Source organism: Mucisphaera sp. (assembly GCF_965279675.1).
In the GTDB taxonomy this organism is placed as follows: domain Bacteria; phylum Planctomycetota; class Phycisphaerae; order Phycisphaerales; family Phycisphaeraceae; genus Mucisphaera.
Genome location: NZ_CBDIIJ010000002.1, coordinates 1,519,369 through 1,538,668 on the forward strand (window position 1 = coordinate 1,519,369; position 19,300 = coordinate 1,538,668).

The 19,300-nt window shown below is 64.2% G+C and carries 18 protein-coding genes; 6 read left to right on the forward strand and 12 right to left on the reverse strand.

What is annotated here, in order from left to right; all coding sequences use genetic code 11:
• Positions 1–96: 96 nt before the first annotated feature.
• Positions 97–636: an HYExAFE family protein gene (locus ACQZAB_RS06620; RefSeq protein ID WP_428388204.1), complete on the reverse strand. Its 540-nt coding sequence runs from the start codon at positions 634–636 to the stop codon at positions 97–99.
• A 117-nt stretch (positions 637–753) separates the two neighbouring features.
• Here ACQZAB_RS06620 and ACQZAB_RS06625 point away from each other — a divergent pair, with 117 nt between their 5' ends.
• A complete protein-coding gene (locus ACQZAB_RS06625) occupies positions 754–1,104 on the forward strand; it encodes a hypothetical protein (RefSeq protein WP_428388206.1) in 351 nt (116 codons plus the stop codon).
• Between the two features lie 261 nt (positions 1,105–1,365).
• On the opposite strand, the gene ACQZAB_RS06630 is transcribed toward ACQZAB_RS06625, so the two are convergent.
• Positions 1,366–2,874, reverse strand: coding sequence for a hypothetical protein (locus ACQZAB_RS06630; RefSeq protein ID WP_428388208.1), 1,509 nt, complete (start codon positions 2,872–2,874; stop codon positions 1,366–1,368).
• 11 nt (positions 2,875–2,885) lie between these two features.
• The gene (locus ACQZAB_RS06635; RefSeq protein WP_428388210.1) at positions 2,886–4,181 is read right to left on the reverse strand and encodes an AAA family ATPase; all 1,296 of its coding nucleotides are present in this window, start codon (positions 4,179–4,181) and stop codon (positions 2,886–2,888) included.
• A gap of 197 nt (positions 4,182–4,378) precedes the next feature.
• Here ACQZAB_RS06635 and ACQZAB_RS06640 point away from each other — a divergent pair, with 197 nt between their 5' ends.
• The 3 genes from ACQZAB_RS06640 to rfaE2 are packed head-to-tail and all read left to right on the forward strand — an operon-like array spanning position 4,379 to position 7,601.
• Positions 4,379–5,017, forward strand: a complete 639-nt coding sequence (locus ACQZAB_RS06640) for a Maf family protein (RefSeq protein WP_428388213.1) — start codon at positions 4,379–4,381, stop codon at positions 5,015–5,017.
• Positions 5,014–6,120, forward strand: a complete 1,107-nt coding sequence (gene lpxK, locus ACQZAB_RS06645; RefSeq protein ID WP_428388216.1) for a tetraacyldisaccharide 4'-kinase — start codon at positions 5,014–5,016, stop codon at positions 6,118–6,120. The genes ACQZAB_RS06640 and lpxK overlap by 4 nt, the downstream gene beginning before the upstream one ends.
• The gene (gene rfaE2, locus ACQZAB_RS06650) at positions 6,117–7,601 is read left to right on the forward strand and encodes a D-glycero-beta-D-manno-heptose 1-phosphate adenylyltransferase (protein ID WP_428388218.1); all 1,485 of its coding nucleotides are present in this window, start codon (positions 6,117–6,119) and stop codon (positions 7,599–7,601) included. Before lpxK ends, rfaE2 begins: the two co-directional genes overlap by 4 nt.
• On the opposite strand, the gene ACQZAB_RS06655 is transcribed toward rfaE2, so the two are convergent.
• Entirely contained in the window at positions 7,598–8,416 is an 819-nt protein-coding gene (locus tag ACQZAB_RS06655) for a TrmH family RNA methyltransferase (RefSeq protein ID WP_428388220.1), read from the reverse strand. The two genes, rfaE2 and ACQZAB_RS06655, sit on opposite strands and share 4 nt — an antisense overlap.
• A 19-nt stretch (positions 8,417–8,435) precedes the next feature.
• Here ACQZAB_RS06655 and ACQZAB_RS06660 point away from each other — a divergent pair, with 19 nt between their 5' ends.
• Complete coding sequence (locus ACQZAB_RS06660) at positions 8,436–8,900, forward strand: hypothetical protein (RefSeq protein WP_428388222.1); 465 nt, start codon at positions 8,436–8,438, stop codon at positions 8,898–8,900.
• A gap of 218 nt (positions 8,901–9,118) precedes the next feature.
• On the opposite strand, the gene ACQZAB_RS06665 is transcribed toward ACQZAB_RS06660, so the two are convergent.
• Both ACQZAB_RS06665 and ACQZAB_RS06670 read right to left on the reverse strand, forming a co-directional pair.
• A complete protein-coding gene (locus tag ACQZAB_RS06665) occupies positions 9,119–9,619 on the reverse strand; it encodes a hypothetical protein (RefSeq protein ID WP_428388223.1) in 501 nt (166 codons plus the stop codon).
• A gap of 166 nt (positions 9,620–9,785) precedes the next feature.
• Complete coding sequence (locus tag ACQZAB_RS06670; protein ID WP_428388224.1) at positions 9,786–10,583, reverse strand: hypothetical protein; 798 nt, start codon at positions 10,581–10,583, stop codon at positions 9,786–9,788.
• A gap of 158 nt (positions 10,584–10,741) precedes the next feature.
• Here ACQZAB_RS06670 and ACQZAB_RS06675 point away from each other — a divergent pair, with 158 nt between their 5' ends.
• Positions 10,742–12,859, forward strand: a complete 2,118-nt coding sequence (locus tag ACQZAB_RS06675) for a hypothetical protein (RefSeq protein WP_428388225.1) — start codon at positions 10,742–10,744, stop codon at positions 12,857–12,859.
• A gap of 6 nt (positions 12,860–12,865) precedes the next feature.
• On the opposite strand, the gene ACQZAB_RS06680 is transcribed toward ACQZAB_RS06675, so the two are convergent.
• The 6 genes from ACQZAB_RS06680 to ACQZAB_RS06705 all read right to left on the reverse strand — a co-directional run bounded on the left by ACQZAB_RS06680 (position 12,866) and on the right by ACQZAB_RS06705 (position 19,297).
• Positions 12,866–14,125 carry a C40 family peptidase gene (locus ACQZAB_RS06680; RefSeq protein ID WP_428388227.1) on the reverse strand — a complete coding sequence of 420 codons (1,260 nt, stop codon included), beginning with the start codon at positions 14,123–14,125 and terminating at the stop codon, positions 12,866–12,868.
• Between the two features lie 59 nt (positions 14,126–14,184).
• Positions 14,185–14,883 (reverse strand): class I SAM-dependent methyltransferase, encoded by a 699-nt coding sequence (locus ACQZAB_RS06685; RefSeq protein WP_428388229.1) that lies wholly within the window; start codon positions 14,881–14,883, stop codon positions 14,185–14,187.
• A 5-nt stretch (positions 14,884–14,888) separates the two neighbouring features.
• Positions 14,889–16,148 (reverse strand): DUF3419 family protein, encoded by a 1,260-nt coding sequence (locus tag ACQZAB_RS06690; protein ID WP_428388230.1) that lies wholly within the window; start codon positions 16,146–16,148, stop codon positions 14,889–14,891.
• A 144-nt stretch (positions 16,149–16,292) separates the two neighbouring features.
• Positions 16,293–16,868 carry a DUF2179 domain-containing protein gene (locus ACQZAB_RS06695; RefSeq protein WP_428388232.1) on the reverse strand — a complete coding sequence of 192 codons (576 nt, stop codon included), beginning with the start codon at positions 16,866–16,868 and terminating at the stop codon, positions 16,293–16,295.
• 66 nt (positions 16,869–16,934) lie between these two features.
• Positions 16,935–17,873 carry a metal ABC transporter permease gene (locus tag ACQZAB_RS06700; protein WP_428388234.1) on the reverse strand — a complete coding sequence of 313 codons (939 nt, stop codon included), beginning with the start codon at positions 17,871–17,873 and terminating at the stop codon, positions 16,935–16,937.
• A complete protein-coding gene (locus ACQZAB_RS06705; RefSeq protein WP_428388236.1) occupies positions 17,870–19,297 on the reverse strand; it encodes an iron chelate uptake ABC transporter family permease subunit in 1,428 nt (475 codons plus the stop codon). Before ACQZAB_RS06705 ends, ACQZAB_RS06700 begins: the two co-directional genes overlap by 4 nt.
• Between the last annotated feature and the right edge of the window lie 3 nt (positions 19,298–19,300).

Below are 19,300 nucleotides of genomic sequence, written 5' to 3' on the forward strand. Positions count from 1 at the left end.
TCCTTCGGCGGATTGATTCCGAAACCGTGACACCCGTCACAGGAACCCGGGCCGATACGGCCCGGCTCACCAGTTATGTTTTGATATGAGGTGGGTTTAGTCGGTGTTGAGCATGCGGGCGAGGGGTTGGCTGAAGCGGTCGAAGGCGGCTTTGGGGAGGGAGACGGTGCGCCAGCGGGGGCTTCGGGGTTTCATGGCGGTGGTGTAGTCGTCGAGGAGGATGACGGAGGGGGCGTACCAGCGGCCCTGGTGTTCGAAGATTTCGCGGAAGAGGCCGTCGGCGGGTGGGTCGGTCCACCAGTGGAGGAAGACGAAGGCGGATCGGAAGCCGGGGCCGAAGAGGGCTTGCCAGCGGGTGAGGCTGGTGATGTCGTCTTCGGAGACCCAGGTTTCGAAGGTGGTTCGTCGGCAGGCGCGGCCTTTGACGTCGATGAGGAGGCCGGCGGATGGGGTACCGGAGCGGGTGGGTGGGTAGACGACGAAGTCGAAGTTTTTGAGGCCTGCTTCGAGGGTGTGAGGGGTGTCGGGCTGGGTGTGGAGGGCGCGTTTGGCTTCGTCGACGGCGACGTAGGGGAGTTGGTGCTCGCGGAGATAGTGTTCGAAGGCGCGGTCGTCGGGGAAGTGGCGGAGGACCATGGGTTGAGGGTAAGGAGGGAGGGGCGTGGTGGTCAAGCAAGAAAATGTTGGTGGCTTTGCGAATTGGGTGGGTTTAGGATTTGGCTGTTTTGTTTTTGATCTTGAAGGAGTCTGCAGATGCAGCGTCAGGAAGATGGGATGATTGTGATTGCCTGTGATTTCACGGGTGTGGACTGGGATGAGCGGATTCCGATGATCGAGGGGCATCGCGGGTCGGTGTTGTCGCTTGGCGCGCTGGAGTTGGCGATCGCGGGGGCGACGAAGATGTCGGAGGGTTTTGCCTGCACGATGTGCCTGCGTGAGTTTGAGGCGGGAGAGAAGGGGTGGCGTCATCCGGACCCGCCTGCGGCGGCGAATGGGGACGCGGTGATCTGCTGGGACTGCGTGCAGCAGGCGGACCGGTCGTTCGGGAAGGACCCGGATACGGATTGGGAGCGGAAGCTGGCGCCGACGAAGCGGTGGCGGTAGGGCCGAGCCGTTGAGGTGATCCTGTGGTGATTGTCCTGAGGCTTGCGCCTCAGGCTCGTGTACGGGGGTGGGGTGCGTGAGGGATTTGGACTTGTTTTGGGGTGATCGGCGTGGCTCTTTCGTCTTTGGTTTGTCTTCGCGTGGTTGTCACGGCTGGTCTCGCGTTCATTGAAAGCAAAGCCATGGCACTCGGGCCCTGGTTTCTGGGATCTGTGCGCGCGCAATATGGCCACAGCTTCCCGTGATCCAGGCTGATGGACTTTAGATGAGGGGGGTGAGGTTCCAGCCGGTGAGGTTGGCGATGCGGACGTGCTGGAGGAGGTGGATGCGGAGGTTGGGGTCGAGGCGGCGCGATTGCTTAAGGGCGGCCTGGGGTTGTTCGGTGGCGAGGTGGAGGATGGGTTCGGCGGTGGTGTCGAAGTGGCACTGCCGCTGGGTGAGCTGGAGGAGCTGGAGGTGTTCGGTCGCCCAGGCGGCTGTCTGTTTCAGTTGGAGCAGGGCGTGGTCGAGTGAGGACTCGGCGTCTTTCTGCAGCTGGTAGATCAGGTGGAGGCGGCCTTTAGCGTCGAGTAGGAGGGTGATGTCTGGGTTCTGGGGGTCGCGGGCGTCGAGCTGGAGGGCGTCGCGGAGGCCGAGGTCGGGGTGGTCCTTGATGAGGGCGGCGGCATCTGCCTCCGTGGTTTTGACCGAGGTCGACTCGGGGGCCTCCTGGCTATGAACGGTTTCCGGGCTCGCGTTGGGTTGGGCGTGTAGGCCGACGCGGGAGTGATGGGTTTCTTTGGCGGGGTTGAGGATGGCTGCGTCGGGAAGGGGGTCGATGGTGGGTGGGAGCGGTTCGGCCAGGGGCTGGGTCATGGCTTGCTCTTCGGTCGGTGATTGGGCTTCGGTATCGTGCAGGCTTTGGGTGTTTTCGGCGGGCGGGACGAAGAGGGGGGCTTCGCCATGGGCGAGGTCGTCCATCCATCCGCGGAAGTGGAGCCAGGCGCGGTCGGCGGGGGTGAAGCGGCCGGCTGGGCGTGTGCTGATGGGTCGCATGCGGGCGAGTGAGCCGGCGAGGTCGATGGGTCGGCCGAGGTGGTTCTGGGCGGCGGTCTGGACTTTCCGGGCGGCTTCGAGGCCGTCGATTTCGGAGCTGCCCATGACCATGAGGCTGATGCGCCTTGGGGCGTTTTGCGGGTTGGCTTCGACGAGGTGCTTGAGCATGCGGTAGCAGGCGACGATGGCTGCGTCGTCGGCGCCGCAGAGGATGGTCCAGCGGTCGAAGCCGGCGAGTTTGGAGAGGGCGGCGGGCTGGATGGTGCCGTTGCGGTAGGGTTCGATGTGGACGAGGACGCGGCCGAGGGGGGCGTTGGCGTTGGTGGCGAGCTGGTCGATGGTTTCGACCAGGTTGTCGCGGTCGCGGGCGTTGGGGGGGATGCGTCCCGGGGCGGGTTGCTGGTCGCGGCGCTCGCCAATGATTTCGAGGTCGAGGGCGTCGTCGTCGGCGTGGAGGAGGGCGACGGTGCCGTGTTCATCGGCGGTGTGCTGGGCGTACTGGGTGAGCCATGCGCCGCCGAGGCCGGGGAGGTTGCCGAGGATGACGGCTTCGAGTCCGAGGCTGGGGCGTTCGGTTGGCTGGTCGTCTTCTTCAGTGTGGCTGAGACGGAGGTGGTCGTTGTTGGTGCTTTGTTGGTTGTCGGGGGTGGGTGCGGGCGCGTGGCCGTTGTTGGTTCCTGTGAGGAACACGTCGGCGAGGTCATCGAGCGCCTGGTGGGTGTTGTGGTCGTTCATGGTGGGTGGCGTCAGGCCTTGACCACGACGTTGTTGAGGTCGCCGAAGGGGTTCGTTTCGACCTTGGGGTTGTAGGGGTCGTTGTACCAGCGTCCGTCGGCGACGAGTCGATACTTGTAGGATCCGGGTTGTGCGGGGATCTGGGCCTGCCAGACGCCCAGGTTGTCGTCTCGCTGCATGGGTGTGAGCGAGGGGTTCCAGTTGTTGAAGTCGCCTGCGATTTCGAGTTTGACGGCTCCGTTGGCGGGCTGGACGAAGAGGAGGCCCTGGTTGGTGGAGCGGGCGCCGTAGATCTTGGCGAGTTTTTCCTGGAGGGTGGGGTCCGGGGCGGGTGGTTGTTCGAGGGCGAGGACGCTGCCGTTGGTTTCGGGGGCGTTCTCTGGGAGGGCGTGGGCTGGTTCGGGCTGCTGGAGGCCGGGTGCCAGCTCGGCGGCGCGGGTGGTGAGGGCTCGTGCACGTTCGACGAGTTCGGCGGCGCGGCTGAGTGCGGGGTTGGTGGTGGGTTCGGGTTGCTCGGCGGGGGTGTCGAGGATCTGGCGGGCGGGGGCGTTTTCGAGGAGCCAGTCGGCGAGGCGGTCGAAGTCGGACATGCCTCGGGAGGAGGCGTCGTATTCGGTGATGGGCTGGCCGAAGGAGGCGGCTTCTTTGAGTTTGGCGTTGAAGTTGACGACGACGGGGAGTAGTTTTTCGCCGAAGTACTTTTTGAGTTCGGAGAGGATTTCGCGGGCGAGTTTGGTTCGGACGTCGTACATGGTCGGGAGGACCTTGAAGCGTGCGACGTGTCCGACTCGGCGGGCGAGCATCTCGATGGTTTGCTGTTGTTTGACGGCGCCTCGCATGGCGAAGTAGCCGGTTTCGACGGGGATGATGACTTCGCGGGAGGCGCGGAGGGCGTTGAAGGTGAGCAGGCCGATGGAGGGTGGGCAGTCGATGATGCAGAAGTCGTATTTGCTATCGACGGCGGCGAGGATGTGGGCGAGTCGTCGGTCTTTGTCGGGGGCTTGGGCGAGTTTCTGCTCGATGCCGGCGAGGGCCATGGTGGAGGGAGCGAGATCGAAGTGTCTTGCGACCTGCCAGACGACGTCGGCGATGCCGATGGAGCCGTTCATACCTGCGGCGAGGACGTCGGAGATGGATCGTTCTATCTGGGTTTCGGGGACGGCGAGTCCGAGTGCGCAGTGGGCCTGTGGGTCGACATCGACGAGGAGGGTGCGGTGTCCTTTGGCGGCGAGGACGGCGGCGAGGTTGATGGAGACGGTGGTTTTGCCGCATCCGCCTTTTTGGTTGATGACCGAGATGGTCCGCACGGTTGAGTCCTCTATGCCGGTTGTTTCCGCGTTCTGCAGGGGTGCGGTTTTGGGCGGCGTGAGTCTGTCGGCGATCTGGTATGCCGACCGTTGTTCATGGTTATCGGGGTGTGGTTTTGCTGCGCTTGAAAAAGTGGGCGGTTTTCATTTGTTTGAGTTGCGTTATTCGCGGACGTTGCTCGGTTTAGACTGTGGGGGTGTGTGCATCAGGTTCGGCAGCGCGTTTGATTCTGGCGAGCCGTTCGCCTCGGCGGGCGGGATTGCTGCGCGAGGCGGGCGTGAATTTTGTTCAGCATGTTCCTGCTTTCGCTGATCCGGCGGAACCGGTGGTGGAGGCGGGTCGATCGGCGGCGTCGGTGGTTGCTGATCTGGCGGAGGCGAAGGGGCGGAGCGTGCTGGATGAGGTGGGGGCGGGGCGGTGGGTGCTGGCTTCGGACACGGTGTGCGTGGATGAGGGTGGTGGGTTGGTGGGGACGCCTGAGTCGCCGGAACGGGCGTTGGCGATGCTTCGGGGGTTTGTGAACAGCGATCATGCGGTGGTGACGGGGGTGGCATTGTTTGATGAGGCGGGTGCGTTGCGGTCGTCCTGGGCGGATCGTGCGGTGGTTCGCTGGGGGGCGATTGAGGAGGGGGTGTTGGCGGCTTATGTGGCGGGTGGCGGCTGGGCGGGCAAGGCGGGCGGGTACAACCTGTTCGAGCGGCAGGCGGCGGGGTGGCCTATCGAGGTCGATGGTGATCCGACGACGGTGGTGGGTCTGCCGATGGAGCGTTTGGTGGTGGAGCTGCGTGGTTATGGATTGGTTGGGGATGCGGGGGGCGGGGGGGGTGGCGGATGAGCCGTTGGATCGAGGGTGTGATGTCGGGCGATCGGGTGGGAGGTGTGGCGGCGGCGGCGCGGCTGGGGTTGGGGCTGGCGGAGCCGTTTTACCGGTGGGGGGTGACGCGGCGGAACCGGGCGTATGACCGGGGAGCGCGGGAGGTGGTGGATCTTGGGCGGCCGGTGGTGTCGGTGGGGAATCTGACGACGGGCGGGACGGGCAAGACGCCGATGGTGGTGGAGGTGGTGCGAAGACTGCAACGAATGGGGAAGCGGCCGGCGGTGCTGCTGCGGGGTTATGGCTCGGAGCTGCGTAGTGATGGTGAGGGGAGCATCGGATCGCCGCGGGCGATGGGGTCGGACGAGGCGCGGGTGTATGCGGCGGAGCTGCCTGGGGTGATGGTGGCTGCGGACCCTGATCGGGTGCGGTCGGCGCGGTGGGTGTTGGCGGAGGATGCGGGGGTGGAGGTTTTTGTTCTGGATGATGGGTTCCAGCATCGGCGGGTGAGGCGGGAATTGGATCTGGTGCTGGTGGATGCGATGAATCCGTGGGGTTTTGGGCACTTGCTGCCTAGGGGGTTGTTGCGGGAGCCGGTGGAAGGGCTTGCGCGGGCGGATGGGGTGGTGGTGACGCGAGCGGATCGGGTGGATGAGGCGAAGGTCGCAGAGGTTGAGGCGGAGGTGAAGCGGTTGGCGGGGGAGGTGGTGGTGTCGCGGAGCGCATCGGCGTGGCGGGGGTATCGGGGGGTGGGGGATGAGGTGATGGGTGAGCAGGCGTTGCGGGGCAAGCGGGTGTATGTGGCGACGGGGCTGGGGAATCCGGGTGCGATGGTGTCGATGGCTCGGGAGGCGGTGGGTGAGGCGGGGGCGGTGGTGGGTGAGCACTTGTTTGGGGATCACCACGATTTTTCTGAGGGGGATGTGCGGGAGGTGGCGACGTCGGCGGAGCGGGCGGGTGCGGATGTGGTGCTGACGACCGAGAAGGATTGGGTGAAGCTGCGGTCGTTGGTGACAGGTGAGGGGTTGGCGTGGTGGCGGCCGGTGCTGGAGACGGGCTGGGTTCGGGGGGAGGCGGGTATCGATAGACTCTTGCGGGGGCTTTTTGAGGGACGGCGAGTATGAATGGTCGGGCGCTACTGGATCGGTTGGATGGGTGGCGGGTGTGTCGGGTGCTGGTGGTGGGGGATTACATGCTGGACCGGTACACGTATGGGAATGCGGATCGGTTGTCGCCTGATGCGCCGGTGCCGGTGCTGGCGGTGGATCGGATGGAGGATCGACCGGGGGGGGCATCGAATGTTTGTCGTCAGCTGGCGGCGCTTCGTTGTGAGGTAACGGCGCTGGGTGTGGTGGGTGAGGATGATGCTGGCAAGGCTTTGAAGCTGGCGCTTCGTGAGTGTGGGGTCAATGATCGTGGGTTGGTGGCGTGTGAGGGTCGGCCGACGACGGTGAAGCACAGTTTGATTGGGCTGGCGCAGCATCGTCACCCGCAGAAGATGTTTCGGCTGGATACGGAGGAGAAGTCGGCGATCGATGCGGGGACGGAGGAGGCTGTGCTCTTGGCGGTGGAGGGGTTGCTCGGTGAGGCGGATGTGGTTTGTCTGGAGGATTACGACAAGGGGGTGATGACGGAGCGGGTTTGCCGGGGGGTGATTGAGCGGGCGAAGGCGAAGGGGCTGGAGGTGCTGGTGGACCCGGCGGCGATCGGGGATTACGGGAAGTATCGGGGGGCGACGGTGGTGACGCCTAACCGGACGGAGGCGGAGCGGGCGACGGGGTTGTCGACGTTGGGTGAGGGTCGGGTGGAGGCGGTGGCGGATCGGTTGTTTGAGGATCTGGGGTTGGAGGCGGTGGTGTTGACGTTGGATAAGCAGGGGGCGCTGCTGCGGACGGAGACGGGTGGGCATGAGTGGGTGGCGACGGTGGCGCGGTCGGTCTACGACGTGACGGGTGCGGGGGATGTGGTGTTGGCGATGCTGGCGGCGGCGCGCGGGAACGGTTGTGGCTGGCGGGAGGCGGTGGAGCTGGCGAATCTGGCGGCGGGTCTGGAGGTGGAGCGGTTTGGGGTGGTGCCGATTGAATTGGATGAGGTGTTGCTGCAGGTGCTGAGTCAGCAGAAGGAGTCTCTAGGGAAAGTCAGGTCGATGGAGGCGTTGCTGCCTGAGTTGGCGGCACATCGTCGGGCGGGGAAGCGGGTGGCGATGACAAACGGGTGTTTCGACATTCTGCACGCGGGGCATGTGGCGTATCTGCGGGAGGCGCGGCAGGCGGGGGACCTGCTGGTGGTGGCGGTGAATGATGATGGTTCGATTCATCGGCTCAAGGGGGAGGGGCGGCCGGTGAATGCGGAGGCGGATCGGGTGCTGGTGTTGAGTGAGCTAGAGAGTGTGGACTATGTGGTGGTGTTTGATCGGGACACGCCAACGCATCTGATTGAGGCGATCCGGCCTGAGGTGTTGGTGAAGGGGGCGGATTATTCGCGGGATCAGGTGGTGGGTCATGAGGTGGTGGATGGGTATGGCGGGGAGATCGTGCTGGTGGGTCTGCGGGAGGGATTGAGCACGACGAATCTGATTCGGAAGATGTCGGGGGATCAGGGTTAGGCGTTGTTGGCAGGGGAGCGGGTGGCTTCGGCCATGAGAAGGGCGGCGGCGGTGGAGGCGTTCAGAGAATCCGCCCCCCCCACTCCTGTTTGATCGGATGTGGTCTTCATGGGGATGGTGACTCTGGTGCCGTTGGCCTGGTCGATGGCGGCGAGGGTTTGGGGGGTGAGGCCGGTGTCTTCGGGTCCGATGAGGATGGCGAGGGGCGGGGTGTAGGTGAGGGTGCGGTAGTCGGTGGACGCCTGGACTTCGGCGGCGAGGAGTTGGTGGTGGGTCTGGGTGAGCCAGAGGTGGAGTTCGTCCATGGTGTGGTGGAGGATGGGGAGGGAGAAGACGGCGCCGGTGGAGGTGCGGATGGCGTTGGGGTTGAAGGGGTCGACGGTGTCGCCGGCTGAGAGGATGAGGTCGAAGCCGAAGGCGGCGGCGGTGCGGGCCATGGCGCCGAGGTTGCCGGGTTTGGCGGTGCCGACGGCGACGAGGATGCGGTTGGCGGTGGTGAGGAGGGAGGCATCCCAAGCGGGGCGTTCGACGATGGCGAGGAGACCTTCGGGCTGGTCGTGGTAGGTGAGTTTTTTGAGGAGGGGTGTGGGGAGGAGCGCAATGTCGAGATCGGCGGGGAGGGTCGGGAGTTGGGCGAGGTGGGATTCTTTGTCGATGAGGAGGGTTTCGAGTTTGAGGCCGGCGGCGAGGGCGCGGGAGATTTCGCGATGGCCTTCGGCGAGGAAGACGTTTTCTTTGCGTTGGCGCGCGGGTTTGCGGAGGAGGGCGGTGCGTTTAAGGAGGGGGTTGGTGGGGGAGGTGATGGGGCGGGGCATGGGGGTAGGATAAGAGTTAATGAAGCGAAGTAGATGGCATGTCATTGGTCTCGCGGGCAGTTTGCTTTTACTGGTCGTTTCTGTGGTCTTCCTGATATCGAAGCTGCCGTTGTCTGGGAGCCCTCATAGCATTCAAGCCCACTTTGATAGCTTCTATCTTTTTGGCGATCTCTCAGACGATGTTGAGGTCATTGAGGATTCGTCTGCTTACTTGATCGCCAGAGATAACTGTTATTCGTTTTTGCTCGAGATGCAACAGAACGAGCTTGCTACGCTGCTCACGCCCCGTCATGACGCGGTTGAAGTAGCGCTGTTCGCAGGCGGTTATCCCGAAGATTGGCCTGTGCTTTCTAGAGGTATGGCACGTATTTTTCGGCAGGCGGACGAGATCTATGAACTGAGAGGAGGTTCAGCCTTCTCTCTCGTCGCATATGTGCCTGTCGAGTCTGGGTATCGCGTAGCTATTGTTGTCTGTGAACTCTGACGTCACTTTCGAAAATGTGTCATGTCACGATCATCGGTTCTGTGGGCACGCGGCGTGCCCACAGCCACCCGCGGTTGTTGTTGATCGGTAGATTATGAAGGGTCCACGACGTGTCAAAGGGTTCCACACTTCGGGACGAGGTGTGGAACCCGAGCACACTTGGACTGACTTTCGGTCTGCGAAAGTGTGGTAGCTCATTCGTAGAGAAGGAGCGAAACTTAGATTTTTGCGGTTGCCTGCTTGAGGGTGTCTTTGAGGATGGGGTTGAGCCAGGGTTGGGAGGCGGACCAGTTGAGGCCTTGTTTGAGTTGGTTGTCGGGGAGGGTGGTGATGCGGGTTTGGTTTTTGTCGAGGGCGGCGGCGATGGTGAGGTAGTAGAGGGTGACGGCGAGTTCGCGGGGGAGGGCGGCGTCGCGTCGGTTCATGAGGGATTTGGCGAAGGCTTTGACGAGGTCGAGGAGTTCTTTGGGGGGCTTGGGGTGGGTGAGGAGGTCGCTGAAGGTTTCGATGGGGGGAGTAGCTTTGAGGGCGATGCCTTTGGCGTGGGCGGCGGAGCCGGGGTCGAAGTCGGAGAGGTCGAGGAGGAGGGGGCTGTTGAGCTGGTGCTTGAAGATTTTGCCGAGGTCGTCGGCGGTCCAAGTGTGGCCTTCGAGGGGGTCGAGGGCGATCATGTCGGCGAGCTTGGTGGGGTTGGTGGTGTAGTCGGTGTCTTCGAGCATGCCTCGTCCCTTTTCCGGCCGGGTTGTCGTTCGCTGGCGGAGGGTATGGATGGCCAGCGGGTGTTGAAAGCGGAGCCGCGTGACGGTTTGGGCGCTTTGCGTGGTACTGGTTGTCGGTCGGCCGGGTGGAATCGCTTGCGTTTGCGGCCTTGGTATAGAGGTTACGCTATTGGTCGACGGGTTCTGCGCCGGCCAGGAGTTCTCGGAGTTCTTCGATTTCGCGGTCGATGTCGTCGTCGGATTCGACGTAGGCTCGGACGACCTCGCGGAGCTGGCGGACGAAGAGTCTTTTGGCGGTGATGAGGGCGTTGGAGGCCTGCATGGGGGTTCGGAAGTTGAATTTCTGGACGAGGGTGTCGTAGTCGACGGGCTCGACGCCCTGGAGCGTGGGTTTGAGGACACGGAGTTCGAGGATTCCCCAGAGGTCGGGTCGTTTGGTGGCGACGCATTGGTCGCGGACGCGTTCGACGGCCTGATCGAGGACGAGCCGGGCCCATTCGATCTCGAAGGATCGGACGTGGTCGTCGGGGACGGCTCCGAGGTGTTCGGCGCCCTCGTCGTCGATGGACCGGATGCCTCCCCCGCCTCCGCCTGGGCCGCCGGTGCCGTTTTGTCCGGCGGGTCCGGGAGAGCGTTTGGCGGCTTTTTCGGCTCGTTTGACGGAGATGACGTAGTTGTTGAGGGCGGTGAGGAGGAGGGTTCGGAACTTGCCGCGGGCCTGGTCGGCTTTGGCGAGGAGGTTGCGTTCGATGACTTTGTCGGTGATGAAGCCCTGGAGGAGTTCATCGGCTTCGTCGGAGCGGTAGCGTTTGCGGTAGATCAGGTGGGATCGGAGGGCGGGGAGGTAGATGGAGAGGAGGTGGTTGAGGGCTTCGCGGGCGCGGTCGCCAGCGCCGGAGGCCTCGCCGATGAGTGACCATTGGGTGGCGGGGAAGTCGGCTCGGGTTGTGGTGGTTCGGCGCATGCCTGTCCCTCAGGGTCCTCTGCCTATCGTTCAATCGTAGCAGACCGGGGAGGCTCATAGAAGACCTATAAGACATGAGGGTTGTGTTTGGGGCGAACAGGGGGTCGCTTGGGAGACGTAGGGAGGGGATGATGGTTTTTTCCTGATAGGAGTTTTCGATGGCTGATTCTGCAGTGGATGTGGCGGAGGGGTCGGTTTCGGGGTCAGCAGGGGCGAAGCGGCCTCAGCGCCGGGTCTGGCGGTGGCTGGTGGGTGGATTGGGAGGGGTGGTTGTGTTGTTGATCGTGCTGGTGGCTTTGCTGCCTGCGATTGCGAGTTCGGGGTGGGTGCGGGGGCTGGTGCTGGGACAGGTGAACGGGACGATTCCGGGTCAGGTGCATGTCGACTCTTGGTCGGTGGGGTGGTTTTCGGAGGCGGTGGTGGAGGGGGTGTCGCTGGTGGATGCGGATGGCGTGATGGTGTTTGAAATGGAGCGGGTGGATGCGGGGGAGGTGACGGTGTGGGGGCTGCTTCGGGACTGGGAGCGGTTTGGGAAGGTGGCGGTGGTGCGGCCTCGGCTGGAGGTGGTGCGGGGTGCGGATGGGGTGACGAATGTGGAGCGGGCGTTGGGGTTGGTGGGTGGTTCTTCGGGCGGTGGGGGATCAGGGACTGGCGCTGGGGCTGGATCGACGGGAGGCGGGGGAGTGCCGATGGTGGGAGTGCCGTTTGGGGTTCGGGGTGAGGTGGAGGTGGTGGAGGGTGAGGTGCGGGTGGTGGATGAGGGGTTGGGGGTAGAGCACGTGGTTGGCTTTGAGGCTGGTTTTGCGCTTGAGACGCTTGACGATGTTCATCTCTGGCTGGCTTCGCCGGTGGGTTACGGGGAGGTTGAGGATGAGACGGCGTCGGGTTTGTTCGCTTCGTTGCAGGGCAGCCAGTGGGTGGCTCCTGATGGGCGGTTGACGTTGGGGACGGGTCAGTTGACGGGTCAGGCAAAGCTGAAGCGGTTTCCGAGTGAAGTGGTTGATGCCATCCTGGGGCGGCGGGATGTGTCGGAGCTTTTGGGTGAAGTGATCACGCTTGGATTTGGTGGGCATTGGCGTGATGAAGCGGGGCAGGTGATGGCTTTTGTTGAGAGTGAGCGGGTGCAGGCGGATCTGGATCTGGCTTATGCGGGGGGTGTGGTGGCGATTGAGGCGGGGGAGGTGCTGCGTTGGGTGGTGGCTCCAGAGACGCTGGCGCGGTTGCAGGAAGGGGTTGCGGAGCCGTTGGTGGTTGGGCAGTCGGTGGAGGTGGTGGTGGTTTCTGATGGTGGGGAGGTGGGTGTGGATCAGAGCGGACGGGTTGGTTTGCAGTTGCGCGTGGCGGGTCTGGATGGTGCGGGCAGTGTTGTGCCGGTGGTGCTTCGGCATGCGTCGCTGCGTGCTCCTTTGGCGGTTGGTGGGTTGACGGCTGATCTGGGTCTGACGGGGACTTCTCTTGAGGATGCACTCCTGCGGGTGGATCTGGCTGAGGCTTCGATTCGTTATGGCGAGGAGGTGGTGCCGTTGGGTGCGGCGCGGGCGGGGGTTCGGTTGAGTGGGCGGTCGGTTGTGTTGGAGGATGTGGGGTTGGGGTTCACGACGGGTGGCGAGATCGGGTTGGCGGGGCATGTGGGGTTGGATGATCCGATGGCGGGTTCGTTGGTGGTGACGGCGGAGGGGGTGGATTTGCAGCCGTTAGCGTTGGCGGCGGTGGGGCGTGAGAGTTTCGTGTCGCGGACGGCGGGGGTGATGGACGCGGAGGTTCGGTTGGAGGGGCCGTTGGCGCGGGTGATGACGGAGGCTGGAGGCTGGGGGACGGTGACGGTTCGGGATGGGAATCTGGCGCCGTTGCCGGTGTTGTCGGAGGTGTTGGGGGTGGCGCTGGATTCGCCTTTGGATCTGGAGGAGCTGCTGGGGAGTGATGAGCTGGTGGATACGGCGGATGTGGCGTTTACGCTTGTTGGGGATCGGGTGCGGCTGGACGAGGTACGGATTGAGACGGAGCAGGCGTCGGTGGAGGCGCGGGGTGAGGTGACGTTTTTGCAGGAGCTGGATGCGTTGGTGTCGGTTCGGCTGACGAAGGCGGATGAGGCGATCTCGGGGGCGATCGATGATGAGATCGATCGGGCTGCGCGTCGGGTGGGGGGTGATCTGGGGGCGCTGCTGGGGGTGTTGGGGCGTGAGGTTCGTCGGGATGTGCAGGAGCGGGTGGCGGAGGAGTTGGCGGACTTTCGGGTGACGGGGACGGTGGAGGCGCCGGTGGTGAGAAGGCGGTAGGGGTGGTTAGCGGAAGAGTCTTTTGGCGAAGCAGAAGGTGTTGGCTCTGCGTTCGTTGTAGTTGTCGTCGTTGGGGTCGATGGAGGTGATCTGGACGCCGCCTGAGGCGGACTCGATGTATTGGCCGGAGCCGAGGTAGATGCCGACGTGGTTGATGCGGCCACGGGATCCGAGGAAGAGCATGAGGTCGCCTCGGCGCATGGTTTCGCGGTGCCATCGGGTGGCGGAGAGCGAGCCGACGGTGCCCTGCATGTCGGCGTCTCTGGGGAGGAGGACGCCTTGGGCGCGGTGGACGGTCTGGACGAAGCCGGAGCAGTCGAGACCGTCGGAGGCGATGCCGCCCCAGACGTAGGGGACGCCAAGGAGTTCCATGCCGGCGGCGATGGCGGCCTCGGAGCGTGGGTCGGGTTCGTTGGGGTGGATGTCGATGGCGTCGAGGGGGAGTTCTGCGTGTGAGCCGTCGGGTAGTTCGACGGTGACCTTGTCGGCTGACTGGTGGGCGATGGGGAGTGAGGCGCCGAGTCGGATCTTGAGGTCGTGGTGCTGGTGGTCACGGGTGAGGACGGCCTGGTCGCGGCCGCGCCAGGCGTTGAAGCGGTCGGCCTTGACGGGTGTGACGTCGGCGGCGGCGACGTAGCCGAGGTAGCCGTCGGGTCCGTGGACGAGGAGATGGTCGTTGTCGGCGGGGGCTAGGACGAAGATGGGGTCGGCGAAGACGGTCTGGGTGACGGTTTCGCGGGGGCCCTCGGGCTTGGAGTAGATGAAGGTGTGTTCGGCGTGGACGATGGCGAACTTGTGGTCGCCAAGGGCGGGGTCGGGGACGAGTTGGATTTCGTTGTCGATCTGGTCGAAGCCCATGTAGCCAAGCATTTTGTGGACTGCCGTTCTGTGTTCGTGGTATTCGACGTGTCCTTCGAGGAGGACGATGCCGGTGGGTTCGTCGTAGGTGGCCTGGACGTCGAAGTGGAAGAGCCTGGGGTCGCCGACGAACCGGGTTTTGAAGTGGTGGATATAGACGTCGAGCCGGGCGGGGTCGCCTTGCATAGAGGGTTCGACGTGGGAGATGGCGTCTTCGAAGACGCGTTGTTCGCGGGATTTGCCGTCGGTGGATCCGACGACGAGTCCGCGTCGGATTTCGCCGGCCTGGACGTTGACTTCATCGACGTCTGGTTCGGGTGTCGGCGGGTTGGAGGCGTGCAGCGGGGTGGTCATCGTGAGGGTCCAGAGGCAGAGAAAAAAGGCTGTGCGGTATCTGTATCGGCTCATGGCATCGGGCTCTCGTCTTGATTTGGCGTGGGCGGCCGGTGCTTGGATCGTATGCGTGCTTATGTCGGCTCGTCGGTGGCGGGTGTGAGTCGAGCGATGTAAGCGCATCGGCCCATGATGGAGGTGAGGTCGAGTTGGTAGGGCTGGCCCTCGGCGAGATGCTGGAGGTATTGGAGCATCTCGGGTCGGTGGACGACGTGGAAGAGGCGGAGCCATCGGGTGAGTGTCCAGCGGAAGGCGGCGGGGAGGTCCTGCTGGTCCCAGAAGTCGACGGCGTAGAGGCTGCGGCCGGGGGCGAGGTGGTTGAGGGCTGCGTCGATGGACTCTTTCCATGGCGGGATCATGGAGAGGGAGTAGGAGAAGAAGGGGACGTCGAAGGGTTTGTCGAGGCCGAACATGTCGGCGGAGAGTTCCTGGGCGAGTCCCTGTTTGACGGTGATGCGGTCCTGGAGTCCGGCGGCGCGGATGTTGGATCGCGCGGTGATGAGCATCTGCTCGGAGGCATCGACGCCATAGAGCTTGATGTCGGGCCGGAGTTTGGCGAGCTTGATGAGGTTGCGTGCGGTGCCGCAGCCGATTTCGAGAGCGGTGTCGCCTGGGTGGGTTTCGAGCTGGTAGAGGAGCTGGTCGCGGCCGAAGAGGTAGAACTTTCGGCTGGCGTCGTAGACGTGTCGGGTGTAGCGGTACATGCGGTCCATCGCGCGAGCGGGGTCGTGGTCGTGCGAGGGCTGCGTGGGTTGGGTCGCTGCGTTGGTCACGGTCTCTAGCTGGTTTTCTCGTAGATGTGGAACCCGCCGTATATGGCGGAGCGGTCCTGCTTGAAGAGCTCGGCGGCCTGGTCGCGGTGGGCGGTGAATCGCGCGAGGAGTTCTTCGGGGAGGCCTTTTTCGAGGGGCGAGAGGGTGGAGGCGGTCCTGAAGACGATGTGTGCGCCGACGGGGGCGACGCGGGCGATTTCGGTCCAGAGTTCGGTGAGGACGGCGGGGGGCATCCAGTCCTGGGAGTCGAGGAAGACGAAGCGATCGATGCCGCCGGGCTCTTCCTGGTTGAGCTGGTGGGTGAGGGAGGTGACGTGGGTTTCGACGCGGGGTGCCATCTCGCGGATGGTGTCGAAGTTCTCGGCCTTGAGGTAGTCGGGGATGCCTGCGCGTTCTTCGCGGTCGTAGCGCCTGGAGACGGCCTGCCAGGCGAAGTAGTTGTCCTTAATGGGAAAGTCGCAGAGGAGTTTGCGGGCGCGTTCTCGGTAGAGGTCGATGACCTGGCCGTCGCATTCTTCCATCATGGCGTCGTGCTGGTGGGGCGGGATCCCCAGAGAGAAGCCGACGAGGGGGACCTTGCCGATGAAGCGGACGAGTTTTCGGTTGAAGAAGGGGTCGATGTGTTTGTCGAAGTACTCGCGTTGTTCTTCGACGGAGTTGAGTTCGAGGAGCTTGGCGGGGTCCATCTTGGTGAAGTGGCTGAGCGCGTGGGTGACGCGGAGCAGCAGGCCGAGCTTGGACTGGTTGTAGAAGTTCTTGCCGAAGTACTCGATGCGTGGCTTGCGGAAGGGGCCTGTGAGCTTGGGTCGTCTTTCCCAGTAGGCGCGGGTGCCGGCGTCGAGGTGTTCTTTGATGTGGGTGTGGTAGGCCTGGACGTTGGACTTGGTGTCGCCACAGCCGAAGAACTGGAAGAAGGATTCGTGATCGGGGAGGTGCTGGACGGCGGTGAGTTTCAGCCGTGTGAGGTACATGTGGTGGCGGTTGAGGTCGACGGCGACGATGCGTTGGGGCTTGGCGACGAGGTAGTTGAGGACGTTGCAGCCGCCAGAGGAGATCTGGAGGATTTTGGAGTCGTCGGGCTGGACCTGAAGGGCTTCGAGGTCGACGCGGGGGTCTTCCCAGATCTGGTTGTAGACAAAGCCGCCGAACCAGGCGGTGAAGAGTCGTTCGTTTAAGCCTTTTCGTGACAGCAGTTTGTTCTGATGGACCGCTGGCTTGAGGAAGGTCTTGGGTGCGGGTTCGACGTAGGTGGCGGCTCGGCTCATCCACGGCTCCAGGGGGACGTTGTGTCCCGGGGTGGGCGCAGGGGTTGCGCTTTTCGGATCGCGGATTCTAGTCGAAGGGCCTGATTAGGCCAAGCTGCGGATGTGGCGGCTTAGGGAAGCTGCTGATGCGGGTTTGCCGGGGGTTTATTTTCTTATGGCTCCGAGTCCGAAGAGTTTTCGTCGGCGTTTGTTGGCGTCGGAGGTGATGGCGGTGGCGGATGCCTGTTCGGCGCGTTCGACGGCAATCCAGGCTTTGGGGGCGATGCTGTGGACGGCATCCTGGTAGGCGGGGAGGTCGGTTCGGCGGACGATGGAGAAGCCGATTTCGACGGGGCCGTCCTGGCCGGTGCCTTCGACGCGGGTGACGCGGAAGCCTTTTTCGCGGAGGGCCCGGCAGAGGTTGATGGAGGTATCGCGGTTGATGACGCGGACGAGTCGGATGCCGAGGGCGATCCATTCTTCGATGTAGATGCCAAGGATGGTGCCTGCGGCGAAGCCACCGGCGTAGAAGACGAGAATGATGGGGTTGGAGAGGTTGGTGACAAGCCCGCCGACAGCGAGGGCCCAGATGGCGACTTCGATGAAGCCGATGAAGGCGGAGATCCAGCGGCGTCCGGCGATGACGAGGATCATCCGGATGGTGCCGAGGGAGACGTCGGCGACGCGGGCTAAGAAGATGAGCAGTGGCAGGTACCAGGCGAAGTCTGCGGCGGTTTCCATGTGTGTGTTCTACACCTGCGGCGATGGCAAGGTGGGTGAGATGTGTAAGGATTTTTGAGGGGGTGGTCAGGCGGTGGTGAAGGGGTCTGGTTCGGAGAGGTGGTGGTGACTACGGAGGCGGGCGACGAGGCCCTGAGTGGGTGCGAAGACCCAGACTAGCGTGAAGATAAGTCCGGCGGCGAGGGCCATCATGCCTGCGGTAGAGGTGCCGGTGAAGCCAAACCATGTCGGGACCGTGATGGCGAGCGTGTGGCCGAGGACGGCAGAGGCTGCGGCGATCACAAGGCTGATGAGGAGCATGATGGGGAGTCGGCGGGTGAGCAGGAAGGCGGCGGCGGGCGGGACGATGAGCATGGCGATGACGATGATGCTGCCGACGGCTTCGAAGGAGGCGACGGTGGTGATGGCGGTGAGTGTCATCAGTAGGTAGTGCATGGCCGTGGCCGGGACGCCTAGCGTGGTGGCGAGCTCTGGGTCGAAGGAGCTGAGGCGGAGTTCCTTGAAGAAGAGGACGATGACGGCGAGGTTGAGGAGCAGAACCGTGCCGAGGGTGACGGCGGCGCGGGGGATGTCGAGGGTGGTGTTGGCGAGGGTCAGGGTGTAGGTGTCGAGGGGGGTGAACTCGATGGCTCCGTAGAGGACGCAGCCGGGGTCGAGGTCGACGGTGTCGGCGGCCTGGACAAGGAGGAGGAGTCCGAGGGCGAAGAGGGTGGTGAAGACGACGCCCATGGCGGCCCCGCGATCGACCTGTCCGAACCTGCTGATCCACTGGGTGAAGACGGCGGTGAGGATGCCGACGATGGCGGCGCCGAGGAACATGCCGAAGCTGGCGCGGCTGCCGGTGACGATGAAGGCGATGGCGAGGCCGGGGAGGACGGCGTGGCTGATGGCGTCGCCCATCATGCTCATCTGCCGGAGGACGAGGAAGCAGCCGGGCAGGGCGCAGGCCATGGCGCAGAGGGCTCCGACGATGACGATCCAGGTGTCGATCGGGAGCCAACTCATGGTTTGCCTTCGGTTGGTTGAGGTGGCGAGAGTTCGTGCGGGCTGGGGGGGATGTTGAGTGGGCTGGCGAGTGACTGGAGGTTGGTTTCGAGCTTGCGGACGAGGTCGGGTCCGAGGACGTGCTCGACCATGTCGGCGTCGCGGTCGACGTGGGAGGGGGCGATGTCGGCGTGGTGGATGAGGAAGAGTTCCCAGAGTCGGTGGTTGCGGGTGATGCGTGCGGCTTCGCCGAAGCCGGATTCGGAGAGTCGTAGGGATCGGCGGTCGAGGGTTTCGATGTGGTCTTCGCGCCGGGCGGTGCGGATGAGCTTGCGGAGTTCGCCGGGTGCCCAGGCGCGTTGGGTGCGGAGATCATCGAGGGCGATGGGGAGGTTGGGGACGCGATCGGTTTCGGGGTGTCTGCGGGATTCGAGGAGTTCGAAGGCTGCACGGAGGAGGTGCTGGCGGCCGATCTTCCTGCGTAGGTGGATGTGCCGGGCGACACGAACGAGCACGCCACGGGCGGGTCCGAAGGTCATGCTGATGGCGAAGAAGGCGGCGGCGACGAGGACGATGATGGCTCCGGCGGGGAGTTTGGGAACGAGTGCGCTGAGGGAGGCGCCGACCCAGCCGGAGGCGGCCCCGAGCGCCCCGGCGATGAGGAGCATGTGCCTGAGGTTGTGGGTCCAGAAGCGTGCGGCGGCGGCGGGGGTGATGAGCAATGCGATGATGAGGATGAGGCCGACGGCCTGGAGTCCGATGACGGTGACGGCGGCGACGAGCCCGAGCATGAGCAGGTCGAGGGCGCGGACGGGCCAGCCCTGGCTGGCGGCGTAGGGTTCATCGAAGGCGAGGAGGGTGAACTCTTTGAGGAGGAGGAGGCTGGCGATGACCACGGCGGCGGCGACGGCGGCGATGAGGATGAAGTCGGTGAGTACCATCGAGGCGGTCTTGCCGTAGATGAAGGATTCGAGGCCTGCGGCGGAGCCCTGGGGCATGGCCTGGGCCATGCCGAGGATGGCGACGCCTATGCCGAAGAAGACGGAGAGGACGATGCCCATGGCGGCGTCGTCTTTGAGTCGGGTGGTGTCTCGGATGGCGAGGACGACGGCGACGCCAAGGATGCCGGTGAGTGCGGCTCCGAGGAGGAGGATGGGTAGGTTTTTCCCGGACCCGCCAAGCAGGACCATGAGCATGAAGCAGAGCCCGATGCCTGGGAGGGTGGCGTGGGAGAGGGCGTCACCCATGAGTGATCGTTCGCGGAGGAGGAGGAATGAGCCGATGCAGCCGGAGGCGAGTCCGAGCAGGGCGGTGCTGAGGACGACGAGTCGGGTGTTGTAGTCTTCGAGCAGGAGGACGCGGAGGATGCCTGACAGGGATAATGCGTCGCTGGTTGCTGCCACGGCGGCGGCCCCGGAGGTTTCGGCGAGGATGGCGAGGATCATGGG